The organism is Streptomyces flaveus, from assembly GCF_014647675.1.
In the GTDB taxonomy this organism is placed as follows: domain Bacteria; phylum Actinomycetota; class Actinomycetes; order Streptomycetales; family Streptomycetaceae; genus Streptomyces; species Streptomyces flaveus.
Window position 1 is genome coordinate 116,639 of the sequence record NZ_BMPQ01000023.1, and the last position, 17,929, is coordinate 134,567.

The following is a 17,929-nucleotide window of genomic DNA, read 5'->3' on the forward strand; positions in this document are numbered from 1 at the left end:
TACACAACAGGAGACAGCGATGTCCCACGAGGCTGCAGAGCCCGAGACCCCGCATCTCGACTTCCACGGCACGACCCCGTACGAGGACTACGTACAGGCGGATGTGCTCACCCACCTCCAGCACACCCTCTCCGACGATCCCGGAGAGATGGTCTTCCTGGTCACGACCCAGGTGATGGAGCTGTGGTTCACCGTCATCGTCCACGAGTGGGAGACCGCGACGAAGGCGCTGCGCGAGGACGACGTGCCGGTCGCGGTGGCGGCGCTGAAGCGGTCCGTACGGGAGCTGGAGGCGCTGAACGCCTCCTGGAAGCCCCTCGGCCAGCTGACCCCGGCCCAGTTCAACTCGTACCGCAACGCCCTCGGGGAAGGCTCCGGCTTCCAGTCCGCGATGTACCGGCGGATGGAGTTCCTGCTCGGCGAGAAGTCCTCGTCCATGCTCGTGCCGCACCGGGGCGCGCCCCGGGTGCACGCCGAGCTGGAGAAGGCGCTGCATGAACCGAGCCTGTACGACGAGGTGTTGAGGCTCCTGGCCCGGCGCGGGCACGCGATTCCCGCCGCCGTGCTCGAGCGCGACGTGTCGCTCAGGTACGAGCCGTCGCCCGAGGTCGAGCAAGTGTGGGCGTCCCTGTACGCAGGCGACGACACCTCCGAACTCGCCCGCCTCGGCGAGGCGTTGACCGACGTCGCCGAGCTGGTGTGGCGGTGGCGCAACGACCACCTGGTCGCCACCCGGCGCGCGATGGGCGCGAAGGCCGGCACCGGGGGTTCGGCGGGTGTGGCCTGGCTGGAGAAGCGGGCGCGGAAGAACGTGTTCCCCGAGCTGTGGACGGCGCGGTCCTATGTCTGAACTGAGCGTAAAGGCCGCGGAGTTGGACACGGCTGACGAACTGGCCAAGCTGCGCTCGCAGTTCGTACTCGACACTGTGTCTGATCATGCGGCTGACGCCGCGGGCGTGTACCTGGACGGGAACTCGCTCGGCGCGCTGCCGATGGCCGTGCCCGGCCGGGTCGAGGACGTCGTACGGCGACAGTGGGGCGAGCTGCGGATCCGCTCCTGGGACGAGAGCGGCTGGTGGACGGCGCCCGAACGGATCGGGGACCGGATCGCTCCGCTGGTGGGGGCGGCGGCCGGGCAGATCGTGGTGGGCGACTCGACAAGTGTCAACGTCTTCAAGGCAGTTGTGGGAGCGGTGCGCCTGTCGGGGGAGGGGCGGAACGAGATCGTCGTCGACGCCACCACCTTCCCCACGGATGGTTACATCGCCCAGTCGGCGGCGCGTATGACCGGCTGTACGGTGCGTGCGGTGGCCCCCGACGACGTACCGTCGGCACTCGGCCCGCGTACCGCGGCGGTGCTGCTGAACCACGTCGACTACCGCACGGGCCGCCTGTACGACCTCCCGTCTCTGACATCGTCGATCCACGAGGCGGGAGCGGTCGCCGTCTGGGACCTGTGCCACAGCGCGGGCGCCCTGCCGGTGGGGCTCGACGAGCACGGGGTGGATCTGGCGGTCGGCTGCACGTACAAGTACCTGAACGGCGGCCCCGGTTCGCCGGCCTTCCTGTACGTACGCCGCGACCTCCAGGACCGCTTCGACTCCCCGCTCCCCGGCTGGAACTCCCACGTGGACCCCTTCGGCATGCGCCCGGAGTACGAACCGGCGGGAGGCGCACCGCGCGGCCGCGTCGGCACCCCGGACATCCTCTCCATGCTGGCCCTGGAGGCGGCGCTGGAGGTGTGGGAAGGGGTGCCGATCGAGACGGTCCGCACCAAGTCCCTCGCGCTCACGGACTTCTTCCTGGAGTGCGTAGCGGCGTATGTCCCCGAGGGCCGGGTGGAGTGCGTGACACCGCTCGTACACGCGGATCGGGGGAGCCAGGTGGCGCTGCGTTGTGACGGCGCACGCGAGGTGATGCGCCGCCTGATCGCCCGCGGAGTGGTCGGCGACTTCCGCGAACCGGACATCCTGCGCTTCGGGTTCACGCCGTTGTATGTGGGGTTCGGGGATGTGGAGAGGGCGGTGCGGGTGTTGGCCGGGGTGGTGGGCTGAGTTGGTCTGAGTAACTGCGTTGGCCCCCCTCGCCTTCGGGCGAGAGGGGGCTTCGTCATGGCCGGAGTCAGCCCGGTCGGTGCCCCACCGCCAGGAGGTGAGAGCTCGCCGCGAGCAGCTCGGGGTACGGCTCGGCCATGCGTGCCGCGGTCAGGGCGGACTCGAACATCTCGGACCCGATCAGGGACTGTCCGGTGTGTCGCTCGGTCGCCGCCAGAAGCGACCAGGCGGGGCCTTCGATACCGAACACTTCGGCCTCGGTGAAGCCGGCCGCGGTCACCTCTTGCGCGTCCCGTCAGGGTTCAGGCCGAAGCGCGCCGCCACATCGGCATGGGGAACCCAACGAGTCGTACCGGCCTTACTGTCCTCGGCTGCCGCCAAATCCCGCTCGTCCTCGAGCTGCTGGAAATAGTCGAGCAGCTCTATGGGGACGACTGCCGCCACGGGAGTGCCATGGTCCGTGATCTCGACGGTCCTACCACCGTGCCGCACTTCGTTGACGACCTTGACCAGGTTGTTCCGGGCATCCGTGAGTGTGTAAGAGGCGTCCATGGACCGAATCCTGCAATTTGTAGGCCATCGTTTCGCAACAGGGTAGAGAGGAGGCCCGTTGCAGAGCGAATGCCACACCAGCTGGAAGGTCCCGCCCGAGCACCGCGAAGATCCGCGTACCGTGCCGGGACGCCGCCTGCAGCCGGTACACCCACGCCCGCTGACGTCCACCCTCGCTCAACCAGCTCACCAGCCCAGTTGTGTGATCTCCTCCGCCACCACCGCACACGCGTCCGCAGCCGGATCGATCAGCGGGAAGTGCCCCACGTCGTCGAGGAGCGTGAGCCCCACCACCTCTCCGGCCTTCGCCGCCACGTCCGCGTACGACTCGGCGACGGCCTGCGGCACGACGACGTCTGCCCGGCCCTGCACCAGGGTCGTGGCGATTCCGGTGGGCAGCAGAAGTGCGGGATCGGCGTACGGCTGCCGTTCGGCGAACTTCCCCTCCCCGCCCAGGAGTTGAAGAGCCGCGCCGGCACATACGTCCAGCTTCTCGGCGACGGCGAAGTCCGCGATCGGAGCGAGCGCGACGACGCCCCGTAGTGGCGCCGGCCGCTCCGTACGCCAAGGCGCGTCCGCCGGCAGCAGATGTCGGGCGGCGGCCCACAGGGCGAGCTGCCCTCCCGCCGAGTGCCCGGTGATCACCGTACGGCGCGCATCGGCCTGCGGCAGGGCCTCCCGTACGAGAGCGGGGAGCGCGTCGAGCGCCGCCGCGACGTCGTCGAAGGTGTCCGGCCAACGCCCCGCGACGGAGCCGTCATCGCCGTCCCCCGACCCGGCACCGCCCCGCCGGTACTCGACATTGGCCACCGCGAACCCGCGCCGAGCCAGGAAGTCCACGAACGGGGTGATGTGCCGACGGTCGTACGCGGCACGCCAGGCGCCCCCGTGCAGAACGACGACGAACGGCGCCGACTCCTCGCCCCCGCGCGGCGCATAGAAGTCGATCACCTGGTCGGGATGGTCGCCGTACGCGGCGGTGGTGTCGGGATCGACAGGCGGATGCGAGAAGGCCGACTGCTCCTCGGCCGCGGCACGGGCTGCGACGGCGTCCGGTTCCGCGGCTATTCGGGCTGCGTCGTCATCCGGCATGCTCCAACCTCTCAGCGCTGTTCGACCGTTGGCCGGGACGGTACCAGCCCTGTGACGTGGGCCGACATGGGGCTGTCCCGCTGTTGCGGGCGGCAGCGAACGGCGACCGGTCAGCCCGAGTACGAGCACAGCAGCCACTCCGGTCCGGCCGCCCGGTGATACCTGTAATACCTGAGAGCTACGTCGCAGGTGAGCTCCCTGGCGGGACGCTGACCACGAGGTGGCGTCCGTAACTTCCTTTCCAGTTAGGCCCGATGAGCGGGTCGGCGAGCTGGGAGTGGGAGGACGGGCGTCATGGGGGTGCGGGGGAAGCGAAGGCCGGGGCCTGGGGCGAGGCCGGATTCGGCAGCGGGGGCAGGGGCGGCGACGGGGTCGGCCGGTTCCGCCAGCTCGGCTCGTTCGGCGGGGGTGGCTCGGGCGCGTCGGCCGGGGCGTCTCGGCCGACTGTCGCGCGGGCTGCTTGCCGTGCTGGTCACAGCCGCCGTCGTGGTTCCCGTTTCCGCCGCTGCGGCACACCCGGAGATCCCGGCCCCCGCCCCGGCCCGCCTCACGGCGGTGAGCCCGGCGATGCTGGACGAGGCGTATGCCGCGAACCGCGCGAACGCCGCCGAGGCGGCTCGGATGGCCGCCGACCACGGTGACCACGGTCGCGCGTCCGCGGTTCGCTCCATGGCGGCCCCAGGTCGGCACTTCCTCTCCTTCGACGCCCGTGGCTCCGGCCGCGCGGTCGAGATCTTCGGCGACCTGGCGAAGGCCGAGCGTGTAGCCGTACTCGTGCCCGGCTCCGACACGAACCTGGACACGTACGAGCGCTTCCGCGCGGGCGCCGACGCCCTCCACAAACGGCTCGGCATACGTGGCGCGGTCGTCGCCTGGCTCGGCTATGAGACGCCCGGAACCATAAGCCCCGAGGTCCTCACCACGGGGCGGGCGAAGGATGCGGCACCTGAACTGCGGGGATTCATACGTGAATTGGAGGCCCTGAATCCGCATGCCCGGGTCTCCCTCCTGTGCCACTCGTACGGAACCGTCGTGTGTGCGGAGGCGGCCGAGAGTGCGTTCCAGGCCGCAGGTTCTGTACGGTCCGCCGTTGCCTCGCGCGCTGCAAGCGGCGAGGGCGATCTCGGCATCTCCGACATCGCGCTCTTCGGCAGCCCCGGAACCGGCGCCGACTCCGTCGCCGGGCTGCACACGGACGCCCGCGTCTGGGCGGGCCGAGGCGCCGACGACTGGATCGCGGACGTCCCGCACGCCAAGGCCGACCTCTTCGGCACCACGGTCGGTTTCGGCACCGACCCCGTGTCGACGGACTTCGGCGCGCGCGTCTTCGCGGCGGGCGACGGCGGCCACAGCGACTACCTCAAGCCGGGCTCGGTGTCTCTGGACAACCTCGCCCGGATCGTCCTTGGCGAGACTTCGGAGGTGACCCATGCGTGAGCTGAAGTTGAGGGGGAGGGTGGGGGAGGGGGAGGGCCCCCCGAAGGGTTCCACGCGGAACGCCGCCCGCCCCGGTCATTCGCCGGGCACCACCCCACGCCCGTTCCTCCGGGAAGGCCTAGTTCGTGAAGCCCTCCACCGCCTCCGCCAAGCCACCCACCAGATCGACGCTGCTACCCCGCCCCACCGCGACCGCTCCCTCGACGCCCTGCGCGCCTTCGCGATACTCGGCATAGTGCTCGGCCACTGGCTGGTCACGGCGCTGGTCGCGGACGGCGGCGCACTGCGTACGTCGAGTCCGCTGGCGTATATGCCATGGCTGGCCCCGGTCTCCTGGGTCTTCCAGACGCTCGCGGTGTTCTTCCTGGTGGGCGGGCATGTGGCGACCAGGAGTTACGAGTCGGCGCGAGCCCGTGGCACGACGTACGGGAAGTGGCTGCGTACGCGGCTGTCGCGCCTCTTCGGGCCGGTGGCTGCCGTGCTGGGCCTGTGGACGGTGGCCGCGGTCTGTCTGCTCGTGACGGGGACGGGTGTGCCGACGGTGCATGCGTTGCTGAAGCTCGTCCTGTCGCCCCTGTGGTTCCTGCTGGTCTTCGCGGGACTGACGGCGCTGACCCCACTCGTTGCCCGGATCAACCCGCTGTGGCCGCTGGCCGTCGTTCTCCATGTGGACCTCATACGGTTCGGTTTCGGCGGTCCGGCCTGGCTGGGCTGGATCAACGTGGCGGCGGGCTGGCTGGTGCCGTACACGCTGGGCGCGGCCTGGATGCGGGGTGAGCTGACACGGCGTTCCGGGTGGGTGCTGCTGATCGGCGGTGCGGCGACGACCGCGGCGCTCGTTGCGTGGGCCGGATACCCGGCGTCGATGGTCGGCGTCCCCGGCTCCGCGGTCTCCAACCTCAACCCGCCGACCCTGGCCGCCGTCACCTTCGGCCTGGCTCAGTGCGGTCTGGCGTTGCTGCTCCGGGAGCCGTTGCGCCGGGCGATGCGGCGGCCCGTGGCGTGGGCGGCGGTGGCGTTCGTCAACCTCTCCGCGATGACGATATTCCTGTGGCACCAGACGGCGCTGATGTCGGTCACCGCGACAGGTCTGTTCGCCGGCCGTCTCCCGGGACTGCACACCACCCCCGACAGCCTGGACTGGGTCCTGGCCCGCTTCGCCTGGCTTCCGGTCTTCGCCCTCGCCCTCATGGTGTGCTGGGCGGCCTTTCGCTCCTACGAGCAGGGGCGCCGTCGGCGAGGTGGGCGCCTGTCGCGTGTGGTCCACGTACACCGTGGCAGGGCGGGGGCGAAGGGGGTTGGGCGTGCCTAGGGTGATGTGGATGAGTGCGGTGGAGAAGCGGCTGGTTCGGGGACTGCGGGTGCTGCGCGAGGACCTGTGGACCGGGAAGGCGGATCCGTTGCCGCCCTCGGTGTGGTTGCGCTGGCTGCCGCATGGGCTGGTGGTCCTGGTCGCGATCGGTACCACCATCGCCAACGGGGATCAGTTCGGTGACGGCTACAACCTGGGTACGGAGTACGCCCTGGTGTGCGCGCTGGCCCAGGGTGCCGCGGTGGCGATGGCGCTGCGGTGGCCGGTCCCGGCGTGGTGGCTGTCGATGGTGACCATGGTCGTGGTGGCCATGGGGGCCCGCACCCAACTGCTCGCCGATCACGTCGCGTTCAACAGCCCCTGGCCGTGGGGCCCGCCCAGTCTGGTCGCACACGCAGTGGTGCTGTTCCTGCTGGCGTTGCGGGTGCCCGTGCGCGTGGCCGCCGCGGCCCTGGCCTTGACCGCGCTGGTCACGTGGGTGGTGCAGGGCCTCATCGGCGCCGCGAACTATTCGTCGACGGGCACGCTGGCTGTGGCCCTGTTCGCCGGCGTCGTCCTCCTCGGCACCGCCCTCCGCGGCCGCCGCGAAGCCCGCACCCAACTCGTCGAGCAGGCCGGTATCACCGCCGAGGAGCGCGCCCGCCGCACGGTCCTGGAGGAGCGCAACCGTATAGCCCGCGAGCTGCACGACGTGGTCGCCCACCACATGTCGGTCATCTCCATCCAGGCCCAGGTCGCCCCCCACCTGGTCGAGAACCCTTCCGACGAGCTCAGGGAGAACCTCGACGGCATCCGGCAGAACGCGCTCGAGGCGCTCACCGAGCTGCGCCGCGTGCTGGGCGTGCTGCGCTCGGAGAACCCCGAGGACCCGTACGGTCTGGGCGCTCCCGGTACCGGAGCCGCGCCCGACGCCCCGCAGCCCACCCTCGACCGGCTCGACGTGCTCGTCGAGAACACCCGTGCCGCCGGTCTGAAGGTGAACACCGAGATCAGCGGCGAGGTGCTTCCGCTGCCGCCGGGCGTGGAGCTGTCCGCGTACCGGATCATCCAGGAGGCGCTGAGCAACGCGTTGCGACACGCGCCCGGTTCCGAGGTGCGCGTGGAGCTCACGCACTTCCCGCGCGGCCTGCAGATCCGGGTCATCAACTCCGCGCCAAGGCGCCCCGCCCCGCCGTCGCCGGGCGCGGGACACGGTCTGCTGGGTATGCGGGAGCGCGCGGCGATGCTCGGTGGCACCCTCATGGCGATGGAGACGTCCTGCGGCGGCTTCACGGTGGCGGCGTTCCTGCCCCGCGCCGGAACCGCCGATGGAACGGCCTCCCTCGACGACACTGTCTCCGACAACTCGGCAGACTCCGACAACTCCACAGACTCCCCAGGAGAACGACCATGACGAGCGGCACCATCCGCGTACTCATCGCGGACGACCAGCAGATGGTCCGGCAGGGCTTTTCGGTGCTGCTCAACATCCAGCCCGACATCGATGTGGTCGGCCAGGCCGTCGACGGCCTGGACGCGGTCGCCCAGGTCGCCGAACTCCTTCCGGACGTCGTCCTGATGGACATCCGCATGCCCGAACTCGGCGGCATCGAGGCCACCCGCCGCATCACCTGTGAGACACCGCAGATCAGGGTGCTGGTGCTGACCACGTTCGATCTCGACGAGTACGTGTATGACGCGCTGCGCGCGGGTGCCTCCGGGTTTCTGCTGAAGGACGCGTCCGCCGACAAGCTGGCGGAGGCGATCAGGGTGGTCGCCGCGGGGGACGCACTGCTCGCGCCCGGGATCACGAGGCGCCTGATCGCCCGGTTTTCCCAGCTCGACGGGGCTCCCCGTGCCCCGCTCAAGGAGCGCGTCGGTGAGCTGACGGAGCGCGAGACGGAGGTTCTTGCCCTGATCGCGCAGGGTCTGTCGAACGCCGAGATCGCCGAGCGGCTGGTGGTCGCCGAGCAGACGGTGAAGACCCATGTGGGCCGGATCCTGGTGAAGTTGGGACTGCGGGACCGGACGCAGGCGGCGGTGTTCGCGTACGAGTCGGGTCTGGTACGGCCTGCCGGGTACTGAACCGCTGATTCCGCCGATCCCTGGGCTACCCGTAGTACCTGAGAGGGATCCCGGAGGACCCTTCTCACTGGTGACGACCGCGAGCCGCCCGCCACTTACTGTTTTGAACGTGACCGAGACGACCCAGACGCAGACGACACCCCCGCGGGGCGGAGCCAAGTCGCGCAGTCCTGAGTACCGGCTGGCCGTGGACGCCCTGCGCGGGCTGCGGCAGGAGCTGTTCCACGACGCGTTCGCCTACCGCCCGCTGCCGCGCATGAGCGTGGACGGCCCGATCACCCGGCGGCTGCCCGGGCGCCTGCGGTGGTACGCGGGGTGGACCCCGCACACCGTGGTGCTGGCGGGCGGCCTGCTGGCGGCGGCCATAGCCGCCGACTCGAGCGTCGGCAACCTCGGCGACGTCACTGCGATGATCGCTGGCCTGATCGTGCTGGTCCCGGTCCTGCTGACGCTGGTCCGGCCCGTCGCCGCCTTCTGGGCGTCGATCGTGGCGGCTCCGGTCGCCGCGGTGTTCAACGACGGCGGCGGGTCCGACTGGCCGTGGTCACCCGGCGCTTTCGCCGCCCACCTGGTGGTGCTCACGGTCGTGGCGTTCCGGACGCGTCCCCGCACAGCCGCGTGGATGTGGGTCCTGACGGCTTGCTACGGAATCCTCGGGGAGGCAGCCTTCGGCTCGGACTACTACTCCTCCAATTCCAATGCCGGCCCGATGCTGTTCATCTCCGCATTGGCCCTCCTGGCCGTCGCCGTCGTCCACATACGCCGTACGGCAGAGCGGCAGGTGATCGCTCAGCAGACGGTGACCGAGCACGAGCGCTCCAAGCGGACCCTGCTCGAGGAGCGCACCACCATCGCGCGCGAGCTGCACGATGTGGTTGCCCACCACATGTCGGTGGTCGCGATCCAGGCGGAGGCCGCGCCCTACCGGGTGGAGAACCCGCCGCCCGAGCTGGAGCACGCGTTCGCGGTCATACGGGAGAACGCGGTGATCGCGCTCTCCGAACTGCGCCGCGTCCTCGGTGTCGTTCGCGCTGAGGATTACGAGGCCCCCGACGCCCCGCAGCCGACGCTCGCCGACCTGAACGGGCTGCTGACCAATGTGCGCAACGCCGGCCTGACCGTCGAGAAGGTGATCACCGGAGCCGTCCGTGAACTCCCGCAGGGCATAGAGCTGTCCGCGTACCGAATAGTCCAGGAGGCGCTCAGCAACGCGCTGCGGCATGCGCCTGGTGCCTCGGCCCGAGTGGAGATCGGCTATGTGCTGGGCGGCCTCGGGCTGCGGATCGTCAACGGTCCGGCGACCGAGCCGGTGAAGCCCTCGCCCGGTGCCGGGCACGGGATCACGGGGATGCGGGAGCGGGTGACGATGCTGAACGGCGAGATGATGGCGGCCGCGACGGACGACGGGGGGTACGAGGTGACGGTCTTCCTGCCGGTGCCCGTCTCCGACACGGAGACCTCGAGGGACTCGGGAGACTCCGTATGAGCATCCGGGTGCTGATCGCCGACGACCAGATGATGGTCCGCGAAGGGTTCTCGGTGCTGCTCGGCGCGATGCCGGACATCGAGGTGGTCGGCGAGGCGGTCAACGGGCGGGACGCGGTGGACCGGGTGCGGGAGCTCGCTCCCGACGTGGTCCTGATGGACATCCGTATGCCCGAGCTCAACGGCATCGAGGCGACCCGGGAGATAGTCGCCGCGGACGGCGGGGCCAAGGTGCTGGTGCTGACCACGTTCGATCTCGACGAGTACGTGTACCAGGCGCTCCGCGCCGGGGCGTCGGGCTTCCTCCTGAAGGACGCCTCGGCCCGCCAACTCGCGGACGGTGTAAGGGTGGTGGCGGCCGGCGAGGCCCTGCTCGCGCCGTCCGTCACCAGGCGGTTGATCACGGAGTTCTCGAAACTGTCGGAGGCGCCGCGGCTGTCGGCCACCGCGCGGGCGGCGTACGGAGATCTGACCGAGCGGGAGACGGAGGTGCTGGTGCTCATCGCGCAGGGGCTGTCCAACGGTGAGATAGCCGAGCGGCTCGTGGTCGCCGAGTCGACGATCAAGACCCATGTGAGCCGGATCCTGGTGAAGCTGGGCCTGCGGGACCGGACCCAGGCGGCGGTGTTCGCGTACGAGGCGAGGCTGGTCACGCCGGGGTGAGGGGGCGTACTGCTCTGCAAGGGCAGGCTCTGGCGGGGTCGTGGCGCGGCAGGTTAGCGTCCGGACATGACAGCCCTTTCCGACACCGCTTTCGACCCCTGGGACCCCGGCTTCGTCGCCGATCCCTACCCCGCGTATGCCGAGCTGCGTGCCCGGGGCCGGGTGCACTACTACGAGCCCACCAACCAGTGGCTGGTGCCGCGTCACGCGGACGTGTCGGCGTTGCTGAGGGACCGGCGGCTGGGGCGGACGTATCAGCACCGGTTCACGCACGAGGACTTCGGGCGGACGGCGCCGCCGGTCGAGCACGAGCCGTTTCATGTGCTCAACGACCACGGCATGCTCGACCTGGAGCCGCCGGACCACACCCGGATCCGGCGCCTGGTGTCGAAGGCGTTCACGCCGCGTACGGTCGAGGGGCTGCGCCCGTACGTCCACAAGCTGGCGAACGAGCTGGTCGCGGGCCTCGTCGCGGACGGCGGGGGCGATCTGCTGACGACGGTCGCCGAGCCGCTGCCGGTCGCCGTGATCGCTGAAATGCTGGGCATTCCGGAGGCCGACCGTACGCCGCTGCGGCCCTGGTCGGCGGACATCTGCGGGATGTACGAGCTGAACCCGTCGCAGGAGACGGCGGCGAAGGCGGTGCGGGCGTCGGTCGAATTCACCGAGTACCTGCGGGAGTTGATCGCTGTTCGACGCAAGGAGCCGGGGGACGATCTGATCTCGGGTCTGATCGCGGCGTACGAGGAGGGCGATCGGCTGACCGAGCAGGAGATGATCTCCACCTGCGTCCTGCTCCTCAACGCGGGGCACGAGGCGACGGTGAACGCCACGGTCAACGGCTGGTGGGCGCTGTTCCGCAACCCCGACCAGCTGGCCGCTCTCCGCGCCGACCGCGCACTGTTGTCCACAGCTGTGGAAGAACTGATGCGCTACGACACCCCGCTCCAGCTCTTCGAGCGCTGGGTGCTGGACGAGATCGAGATCGACGGCACGGTGATCCCGAGGGGCAGCGAGGTGGCGATGCTCTTCGGCTCCGCCAACCACGACCCGGCGGTCTTCACCCGCCCCGAGGAACTCGACCTCGCCCGGCAGGAGAACCCGCACATCTCGTTCAGCGCGGGGATCCACTACTGCATCGGCGCACCCCTGGCCCGTATCGAACTGGCCGCGTCCCTGGGCGCGTTGCTCGACCGGGCACCGACACTCAGCCTGGCCGCCGAGCCGGAGCGCAAGCCGAACTTCGTCATCCGAGGCCTGAAGGAGCTACTCGTGGAGTTCTGACTCCGTGGCCGTGGCCGTGGCCGTGGCCGTGGTTGTGGTGGCGGCCGTGGCCCGGCGGCGCCTGCGCAACACACGTATCAGCAGCGCACAGGCAAGCGCGGGAAGGGCGGCTGCGATAGACCGCCCACGCGGTCGGGTAAGCTGACTGCCGTGCGTTGCGAGAATCAAGCGCGTACGCCGTGCTGGTCGAGAGCCAAGACAGCACATGCACCTCCAAGCTTTGCGGTACGAACCCGGGCTGGTTTCAACCCGGCTGGTGTTGATCGTGGAAGACCTGTCGGGTCGCTGACCCGCGGGCGGTGTGAGCCAGGAATCCCCCTGCACCAGCTGGGGGAGGATTCAAGTACTCATGTCCCGTCGCCGTAGGGCCGCGAGGCCCGCCGTGACCAGGGCGGCAGCGATGGCTGTCAGGATCAGTACCGGTGTCCACGTCATGTCGCCGCCCGGCAGTTTCGGCAGGTGGCCGAAGGGCGAGAGGTCCATGACCGGCTCGGGCAGTTCCAGAGCCGGGCCGATCCAGCCCAGGAGCAGGGCGGCGCCGGCCACCCCCCACGCTCCGAGCGCCGCCTGCGGAGACACCCCGTGCAGGAGCACCGCGAGGCCGCCGATCGTCCAGATCGCGGGCAACTGGACGAGGCAGGCGCCGAGGATGGGGCCGAGGTCCTGGCCGTAGCCGGCCGCCAGACCGAGGCCGCCGAGGAGCATGATCAGTACGGACCCGCCGAAGGCGATGAGCAGGTGACCGGAGGCCCAGCGCAGACGGCCCACCGCGTTCGCGAGGACCGGCTCGGCGCGCTGCGAGGTCTCCTCGCCGTGCAGCCGGAGCACGGACTGCACGATGTACAGCGCGGCGACCATCCCGAGCATGCCGGCCATCGTGGCGAGGAACGCGTCCGTGATTCCGGACTGACCGCCCATCCGCTCGATGATGTCCCGGGTCCGTTCGTTGTCGCCGACCAGATCCGTCGCCCCCTTCGTGATCCCGCCGAAGGCGGCCCCCGCGGCGAAGAACCCGAGGCTCCAGCCGAGCACGCTGCCCCGCTGCAGCCGCCAGGCCAGCGCACCGGCCGTACCGAGCCGGCCGACGGCGGGCCCGGGCCGGGTCGGCAGGAAGCTCATGCCGACATCGCGGCGGCCGGTCAGCTCGTACGCGGCCACGCCCTGGACCGCGACGGCGGCCACGAACAGCAGCAGCACCCACCAGCGTTCGTCGGCGAACGACCGCAGGTTCTCCAGCCAGCCGATAGGCGAGAGCCAGGTCAGCACGTGCGAACCGTCCTCCGAGGCCGAGTCGCCCGCCGCCCGCAGTACGAACGCCGCGCCCAGCAGCCCGCCCGTCAGCCCCTTCGCGAGCCGCGCGCTCTCCGTGAGCTGGGCGACGATCGCCGCCATCGTCGCGAAGACCATGCCGACGCCGGCCGTGCCGAGCCCGAGTGCCAGTGCGCCCGACGAACCTTGCCCCGCGAGGCCTCCGGTGATGAGCAGCGCCAGCGCCGCGTTCGCGACGAACGCCGCGAGCAGCGCCGCCGTCAGCGGGGCGCGCCGCCCCACCATCCCGGCCGAGACCATCTCCTGACGGCCGCTCTCCTCCTCGTCCCGGGTGTGCCGTACGACGATGAACAGGCTCATGACCCCGGCCAGCACCCCCGCGAACACCCCGATGCGCCAGGCGACGAGCCCGCCGATCGAGTCGCTGAACACCGGCCCGTACGTGGCGCGCAGCGAGCTGTTCGTCGCCAGCTGCCGGACCACGTCGGCGCGTTCGGCGGCCGTGGAGTACACGCTCTCCAGCGAGCCCGGCATGGAGAGCACCATCAGGGCGATGACGCCGACCCACAGGGGGATCATCACCCGGTCGCGGCGCAGTGCGAGCCTCAACAGGGCGCCGGTTCCAGCGAGTTGACGCGATCCCCCGGTCCGTACGGCGAACTTGGTGTTGGTGGCCACGGCGGTCATCGCGACATCGCCTCCGCGGCGACCTCGTCCTGGTAGTGCCGCATGAACAGCTCCTCCAGCGTCGGCGGCGTCGAGGTCAGCGACCGTACGCCCGACTCGGTCAGCGACCGCAGCACCGCGTCCAGCTTGTCGCTCTCGACCTGGAGCCTCACTCGCCTGCCCTGGATGTCCAGGTCGTGGACGCCGGGGAGCCTCCCCAACCCGTTGGGCTCACCGGCCAGTTCGGCGGTGACGCTCGTACGGGTCAGATGGCGCAGGTCCGCGAGTGATCCGCTCTCCACGGTGACGCCCTTGCGGATGATGCTCACGCGGTCGCAGAGTTCCTCGACCTCGCTGAGGATGTGCGAGGACAGCAGGATGGTGCGACCCCGGTCCCGCTCCTCCTCCACGCACCGCTGGAAGACCTCCTCCATCAGCGGGTCGAGGCCGGAGGTCGGTTCGTCCAGGATCAGCAGGTCGACGTCCGATGCGAAGGCGGCGACGAGGGCGACCTTCTGCCGGTTGCCCTTGGAGTACGTGCGCCCCTTCTTCGTCGGGTCGAGCTCGAACCGCTCGATCAGGTCGGCCCGCCGCGCCTTGTCGAGTCCTCCGCGCAGCCGCCCGTACAGGTCGATGACCTCGCCTCCGGAGAGGTTGCGCCAGAGGGTCACGTCGCCGGGGACGTACGCGATCTGGCGGTGCAGCTCCACCGCGTCGGACCAGGGGTCCCGGCCGAGTACCTGCGCGGCGCCGGCGTCGGCGCGCAGCAGGCCCAGCAGGACGCGGATGGTGGTGGACTTCCCGGCGCCGTTGGGGCCGAGGAAGCCGTGGACTTCGCCGGTCTCGACGTTCAGATCGAGGCCGTCCAGCGCATGAGTCTTGCCGAACGACTTGTGCAGTCCGGAGACAGTGATTGCCTTCGTCATGATTTTTAACCTACGCTAGTTTCACAAATTTGTGAAGTTAAGGAAGCATTAAAACATGCGGCTAGAATCGGCAACGGCGCGCTGAGCAGCACGGAGTAGCGCTGAGCAGGGGAGAGGATCGAGAGATGAGCGAACCGAGTGCGGCGGGACGGGACCCGGAAGCGGTCTCGAAGTTCGTCGAGAGCTTCGCCGCGCAGTTGGTCGAGGCCGGGATGCAGCGCATGGCGGCCCGGGTGTTCGCGGCGCTGCTCGCCTCCGACTCCGGGGCGATGACCTCCGTCGAACTCGGCGAGCAACTGCGGATCAGCCCGGCCGCCGTCTCCGGAGCGGTGCGCTACCTCGCGCAGCAGCACATGGTCTCCCGCGAGCGTGACCCCGGCTCCCGGCGCGAGCGGTACCGGGTGCACAGCAATCAGTGGTACGAGGCGCTGACCAACCGGGACGCGGTGCTCAAGCGCTGGGAGTACGCCCTGCGGGAGGGCGTCGACGGTCTCGGCCCCGAGACCCCCGCCGGCCGCCGGCTCGCCGAGACCCTGGCCTTCTTCGAGTTCTTGGAGGGAGAGCTGCAGTCCCTGATGGACCGCTGGCGTGTGGAGCGGGCCAGGCTGTTCGGTTAGCGCTCCCTGGTCTGCGACGCCCATGTTGGCCGACTGAAAAGATCGCAAAGATCGCCAGGGTGACCATTGCGACGCCGGAATCCTGCTGGATGATTGAGTCGGCTCACAGGTCTGGGCGTTAAATGCTTGTCAAATAGACCTTTAGAACGAACGTCTGCGTTAACTCTCCTTCCGCACGCCTCCTTTCCATGGACCTCGTCGGCCACCCCCTCGTACGGTCGCCGCCATGAGCACCTACACCGCGACCCTCGGCGGCCGGAGCCATCAGTTCGGCGACCTGCCCAGGCTGCTTGCCGCCGCGAGCCCCGAGCGCTCCGGCGACCGGCTCGCCGGGCTCGCCGCCGAGTCGGCGCAGGCACGGGTCGCGGCGCGGTGGGCGCTCGCGGAGGTGCCGCTCGCACGGTTCCTCGCCGAGCCGGTGATCCCGTACGAGAGCGACGACGTGACGCGCCTCATCGTCGACACGCACGACGCGGCGGCCTTCGCGCCGGTGTCGTCGCTCACGGTCGGGGAGTTCCGCGAGTGGCTGCTGTCGGAGGCGGCGGACGCGGCGGCGCTGACCGCGCTGGCGCCCGGCCTGACGCCCGAGATGGTGGCCGCCGTCTCCAAGCTGATGGGCAACGCCGACCTCGTCGCCGTCGCCCGCAAGGCGCACGTCGTCACCGCCTTCCGCTCCACGATCGGCCTGCCCGGCCGCCTCGCCACCCGCCTCCAGCCCAACCACCCCACGGACGACCCGGCGGGAGTGGCGGCCGCTCTGCTGGACGGTCTGCTGCTCGGCTCGGGCGACGCGGTCATCGGCATCAACCCGGCGACCGACAGCCCCAAGGCCGTACGGGACCTGCTGGAACTGCTGGACGGCGTGATCCAGCGGTACGCGATCCCGACCCAGTCCTGCGTCCTCAGCCACGTCACGACGAGCATCGACCTGATGTCGCGTGGCGCTCCCGTGGACCTCGTCTTCCAGTCCATCGCGGGTACGCAGGCCGCGAACGCCTCCTTCGGCGTCACGCTGAGCCTGCTGGACGAGGCGCATGAGGCCGCGGCCTCACTGGGCCGGGGCACGGTGGGCTCGAACGCCCTGTACTTCGAGACCGGCCAGGGCAGCGCACTGTCCGCCGACGCGCACCACGGGGTGGACCAGCAGACGGTGGAGGCCCGCGCGTACGCGGTCGCCCGCCGCTACGACCCTCTCCTGGTCAACACGGTGGTGGGTTTCATCGGCCCGGAGTACCTCTACGACGGCCGCCAGATCCTCCGGGCTGCCCTGGAGGACCACTTCTGCGGCAAGTTGCTGGGCCTGCCGATGGGCCTGGACATCTGCTACACGAACCACGCCGACGCGGACGACGACGACATCGCCACGATGCTGACGATGCTCGGCGTGGCGGGCGCTTCGTTCGTGATCTGCACGCCGGGCGGTGACGACATCATGCTCAACTACCAATCGGCCTCGTACCACGACGCGTTGTACCTCCGGCAGGTGCTGGGCCTGCGTCCCGCCCCGGAGTTCGAGGCGTGGCTGGACAGGATCGGGCTGTTGGACGAGCGGGGCGGGATACGGGATGTCACGGGTACGGGGCATCCGCTGACGGCGATCGGAAGGGAGCTGGCGGCATGACGGATACGGCGAATACGGCGGATACGGCGGATCATCAACTGGCAACGGCGGTACGTGCCTTGGTGGCCCCCGAGTCCATCGAGCCCTCCAAGTCCATCGAGCCCTCTGGGCCCCCCGATGCCGCGCTGTGGGCCCCCCTTCGCCGGCACACCCAGGCGCGGATCGGGCTGGGCCGGGCGGGGTCCGGGCTGCCGACCCGGCACCGGCTGGAACTCCAGGCCGCGCATGCCGCCGCGCGGGACGCGGTGCACTCGCCGTTCGAGCCGGACGTGGTCGCGGCGGGGCTTGCGGGGACGGGGCTGGCGACCATGCGGGTGCGGAGCGCGGCTGCGGACCGGCTCACGTATCTTCAGCGGCCGGATCTGGGGCGGCGGCTGGAGGACACGGATCGGGTCCACCTTCCCGTGGGGGAGTGGGACGTGGTCTTCGTCGTCGCCGACGGCCTGTCCAGCCGGGCCGTCCACGAGCATGCGGCGCCGATGGTGCGCGAGACGATGACACGGCTGGAGGCCTGGCGGATCGCGCCGGTCGTCCTGGCCGAACAGGCCCGGGTCGCCCTCGGCGACGACATCGCCCACGCCATGGGCGCGACGATGACCGTGGTCCTGGTCGGCGAACGCCCGGGCATGTCCGCGGCGGACTCCCTGGGCGCGTACCTCACGTACGCCCCGGCCCCGGGCACGACGACGGACGCGGACCGCAACTGCCTGTCCAACATCCGCCCGCCCCTGGGCCTGACCTATGAGACGGCTGCCGCCAAGCTGGCATCTCTGATGCACCGGGCCCGCGAACTGCGGCTCACCGGGGTGGGACTGAAAGACGAGTCGGACGTGTTGCCGACATAGCTGGGGCTCCCTTCGCCGCTAGGGCCGGCACCAATCAGCCCG

At 70.3% G+C, this 17,929-nt stretch carries 16 protein-coding genes and 1 pseudogene; 12 read left to right on the forward strand and 5 right to left on the reverse strand.

The window, feature by feature from the left end; translation table 11 throughout:
- Positions 1-19: 19 nt before the first annotated feature.
- Positions 20-850 carry a tryptophan 2,3-dioxygenase family protein gene (locus IEZ21_RS33715; RefSeq protein WP_033322150.1) on the forward strand — a complete coding sequence of 277 codons (831 nt, stop codon included), beginning with the start codon at positions 20-22 and terminating at the stop codon, positions 848-850.
- A complete protein-coding gene (gene kynU, locus IEZ21_RS33720; RefSeq protein ID WP_189325612.1) occupies positions 843-2,054 on the forward strand; it encodes a kynureninase in 1,212 nt (403 codons plus the stop codon). Before IEZ21_RS33715 ends, kynU begins: the two co-directional genes overlap by 8 nt.
- A 67-nt stretch (positions 2,055-2,121) precedes the next feature.
- Here kynU and IEZ21_RS33725 read toward each other — a convergent pair.
- The 3 genes and pseudogenes from IEZ21_RS33725 to IEZ21_RS33735 form a co-directional block, all read right to left on the reverse strand.
- Positions 2,122-2,337 (reverse strand): annotated as a pseudogene (locus IEZ21_RS33725) (SAM-dependent methyltransferase); the annotation flags it as partial.
- Positions 2,331-2,606 (reverse strand): type II toxin-antitoxin system Phd/YefM family antitoxin, encoded by a 276-nt coding sequence (locus IEZ21_RS33730; protein WP_189325613.1) that lies wholly within the window; start codon positions 2,604-2,606, stop codon positions 2,331-2,333. The pseudogene IEZ21_RS33725 and the gene IEZ21_RS33730, both read right to left, overlap by 7 nt.
- Before the next feature lie 186 nt (positions 2,607-2,792).
- Complete coding sequence (locus IEZ21_RS33735) at positions 2,793-3,698, reverse strand: alpha/beta hydrolase (RefSeq protein WP_189325614.1); 906 nt, start codon at positions 3,696-3,698, stop codon at positions 2,793-2,795.
- A 465-nt stretch (positions 3,699-4,163) separates the two neighbouring features.
- On the opposite strand from IEZ21_RS33735, the gene IEZ21_RS33740 reads away from it, so the two are divergent.
- From IEZ21_RS33740 to IEZ21_RS33770, 7 genes are all read left to right on the forward strand, one after another.
- Positions 4,164-5,135 carry an alpha/beta hydrolase gene (locus IEZ21_RS33740; protein ID WP_373302341.1) on the forward strand — a complete coding sequence of 324 codons (972 nt, stop codon included), beginning with the start codon at positions 4,164-4,166 and terminating at the stop codon, positions 5,133-5,135.
- Positions 5,128-6,447 (forward strand): acyltransferase family protein, encoded by a 1,320-nt coding sequence (locus tag IEZ21_RS33745; RefSeq protein WP_189325616.1) that lies wholly within the window; start codon positions 5,128-5,130, stop codon positions 6,445-6,447. Before IEZ21_RS33740 ends, IEZ21_RS33745 begins: the two co-directional genes overlap by 8 nt.
- Before the next feature lie 10 nt (positions 6,448-6,457).
- Positions 6,458-7,840 (forward strand): sensor histidine kinase, encoded by a 1,383-nt coding sequence (locus tag IEZ21_RS33750; RefSeq protein ID WP_373302342.1) that lies wholly within the window; start codon positions 6,458-6,460, stop codon positions 7,838-7,840.
- Complete coding sequence (locus tag IEZ21_RS33755; RefSeq protein ID WP_189325617.1) at positions 7,837-8,511, forward strand: response regulator; 675 nt, start codon at positions 7,837-7,839, stop codon at positions 8,509-8,511. Before IEZ21_RS33750 ends, IEZ21_RS33755 begins: the two co-directional genes overlap by 4 nt.
- Before the next feature lie 109 nt (positions 8,512-8,620).
- On the forward strand, positions 8,621-9,997 hold the full coding sequence (locus IEZ21_RS33760; RefSeq protein ID WP_189325618.1) for a sensor histidine kinase: 1,377 nt from the start codon (positions 8,621-8,623) through the stop codon (positions 9,995-9,997).
- On the forward strand, positions 9,994-10,659 hold the full coding sequence (locus IEZ21_RS33765; protein WP_189325619.1) for a response regulator: 666 nt from the start codon (positions 9,994-9,996) through the stop codon (positions 10,657-10,659). The genes IEZ21_RS33760 and IEZ21_RS33765 overlap by 4 nt, the downstream gene beginning before the upstream one ends.
- A 66-nt stretch (positions 10,660-10,725) precedes the next feature.
- Positions 10,726-11,943, forward strand: a complete 1,218-nt coding sequence (locus IEZ21_RS33770; RefSeq protein WP_189325620.1) for a cytochrome P450 — start codon at positions 10,726-10,728, stop codon at positions 11,941-11,943.
- A gap of 339 nt (positions 11,944-12,282) precedes the next feature.
- Here the strand turns inward: IEZ21_RS33770 and IEZ21_RS33775 are convergent, their stop codons facing one another.
- Both IEZ21_RS33775 and IEZ21_RS33780 read right to left on the reverse strand, forming a co-directional pair.
- Entirely contained in the window at positions 12,283-13,899 is a 1,617-nt protein-coding gene (locus IEZ21_RS33775; RefSeq protein WP_189325621.1) for an ABC transporter permease, read from the reverse strand.
- Positions 13,896-14,804, reverse strand: coding sequence for an ABC transporter ATP-binding protein (locus IEZ21_RS33780; protein ID WP_189325622.1), 909 nt, complete (start codon positions 14,802-14,804; stop codon positions 13,896-13,898). Before IEZ21_RS33780 ends, IEZ21_RS33775 begins: the two co-directional genes overlap by 4 nt.
- Before the next feature lie 125 nt (positions 14,805-14,929).
- Between IEZ21_RS33780 and IEZ21_RS33785 the strand changes: the two genes are divergently transcribed.
- The 3 genes from IEZ21_RS33785 to eutC all read left to right on the forward strand — a co-directional run bounded on the left by IEZ21_RS33785 (position 14,930) and on the right by eutC (position 17,887).
- Positions 14,930-15,421 carry a GbsR/MarR family transcriptional regulator gene (locus IEZ21_RS33785; RefSeq protein WP_189325623.1) on the forward strand — a complete coding sequence of 164 codons (492 nt, stop codon included), beginning with the start codon at positions 14,930-14,932 and terminating at the stop codon, positions 15,419-15,421.
- A 226-nt stretch (positions 15,422-15,647) separates the two neighbouring features.
- On the forward strand, positions 15,648-17,042 hold the full coding sequence (locus IEZ21_RS33790; RefSeq protein ID WP_189325624.1) for an ethanolamine ammonia-lyase subunit EutB: 1,395 nt from the start codon (positions 15,648-15,650) through the stop codon (positions 17,040-17,042).
- Positions 17,039-17,887 (forward strand): ethanolamine ammonia-lyase subunit EutC, encoded by an 849-nt coding sequence (gene eutC / locus IEZ21_RS33795; protein ID WP_189325625.1) that lies wholly within the window; start codon positions 17,039-17,041, stop codon positions 17,885-17,887. The genes IEZ21_RS33790 and eutC overlap by 4 nt, the downstream gene beginning before the upstream one ends.
- Positions 17,888-17,929 lie beyond the last annotated feature (42 nt).

Coding starts and splice junctions, on each gene's coding strand:
- IEZ21_RS33770 (WP_189325620.1), top strand. CDS start 10,726: ATGACAGCCCTTTCCGACACCGCTTTCGACCCCTGGGACCCCGGCTTC.
- IEZ21_RS33735 (WP_189325614.1), bottom strand. CDS start 3,698: ATGCCGGATGACGACGCAGCCCGAATAGCCGCGGAACCGGACGCCGTC.
- kynU (WP_189325612.1), top strand. CDS start 843: ATGTCTGAACTGAGCGTAAAGGCCGCGGAGTTGGACACGGCTGACGAA.
- IEZ21_RS33790 (WP_189325624.1), top strand. CDS start 15,648: ATGAGCACCTACACCGCGACCCTCGGCGGCCGGAGCCATCAGTTCGGC.
- IEZ21_RS33765 (WP_189325619.1), top strand. CDS start 9,994: ATGAGCATCCGGGTGCTGATCGCCGACGACCAGATGATGGTCCGCGAA.
- IEZ21_RS33785 (WP_189325623.1), top strand. CDS start 14,930: ATGAGCGAACCGAGTGCGGCGGGACGGGACCCGGAAGCGGTCTCGAAG.
- IEZ21_RS33745 (WP_189325616.1), top strand. CDS start 5,128: ATGCGTGAGCTGAAGTTGAGGGGGAGGGTGGGGGAGGGGGAGGGCCCC.
- IEZ21_RS33715 (WP_033322150.1), top strand. CDS start 20: ATGTCCCACGAGGCTGCAGAGCCCGAGACCCCGCATCTCGACTTCCAC.
- IEZ21_RS33780 (WP_189325622.1), bottom strand. CDS start 14,804: ATGACGAAGGCAATCACTGTCTCCGGACTGCACAAGTCGTTCGGCAAG.
- eutC (WP_189325625.1), top strand. CDS start 17,039: ATGACGGATACGGCGAATACGGCGGATACGGCGGATCATCAACTGGCA.
- IEZ21_RS33755 (WP_189325617.1), top strand. CDS start 7,837: ATGACGAGCGGCACCATCCGCGTACTCATCGCGGACGACCAGCAGATG.
- IEZ21_RS33750 (WP_373302342.1), top strand. CDS start 6,458: ATGAGTGCGGTGGAGAAGCGGCTGGTTCGGGGACTGCGGGTGCTGCGC.
- IEZ21_RS33730 (WP_189325613.1), bottom strand. CDS start 2,606: ATGGACGCCTCTTACACACTCACGGATGCCCGGAACAACCTGGTCAAG.
- IEZ21_RS33775 (WP_189325621.1), bottom strand. CDS start 13,899: ATGACCGCCGTGGCCACCAACACCAAGTTCGCCGTACGGACCGGGGGA.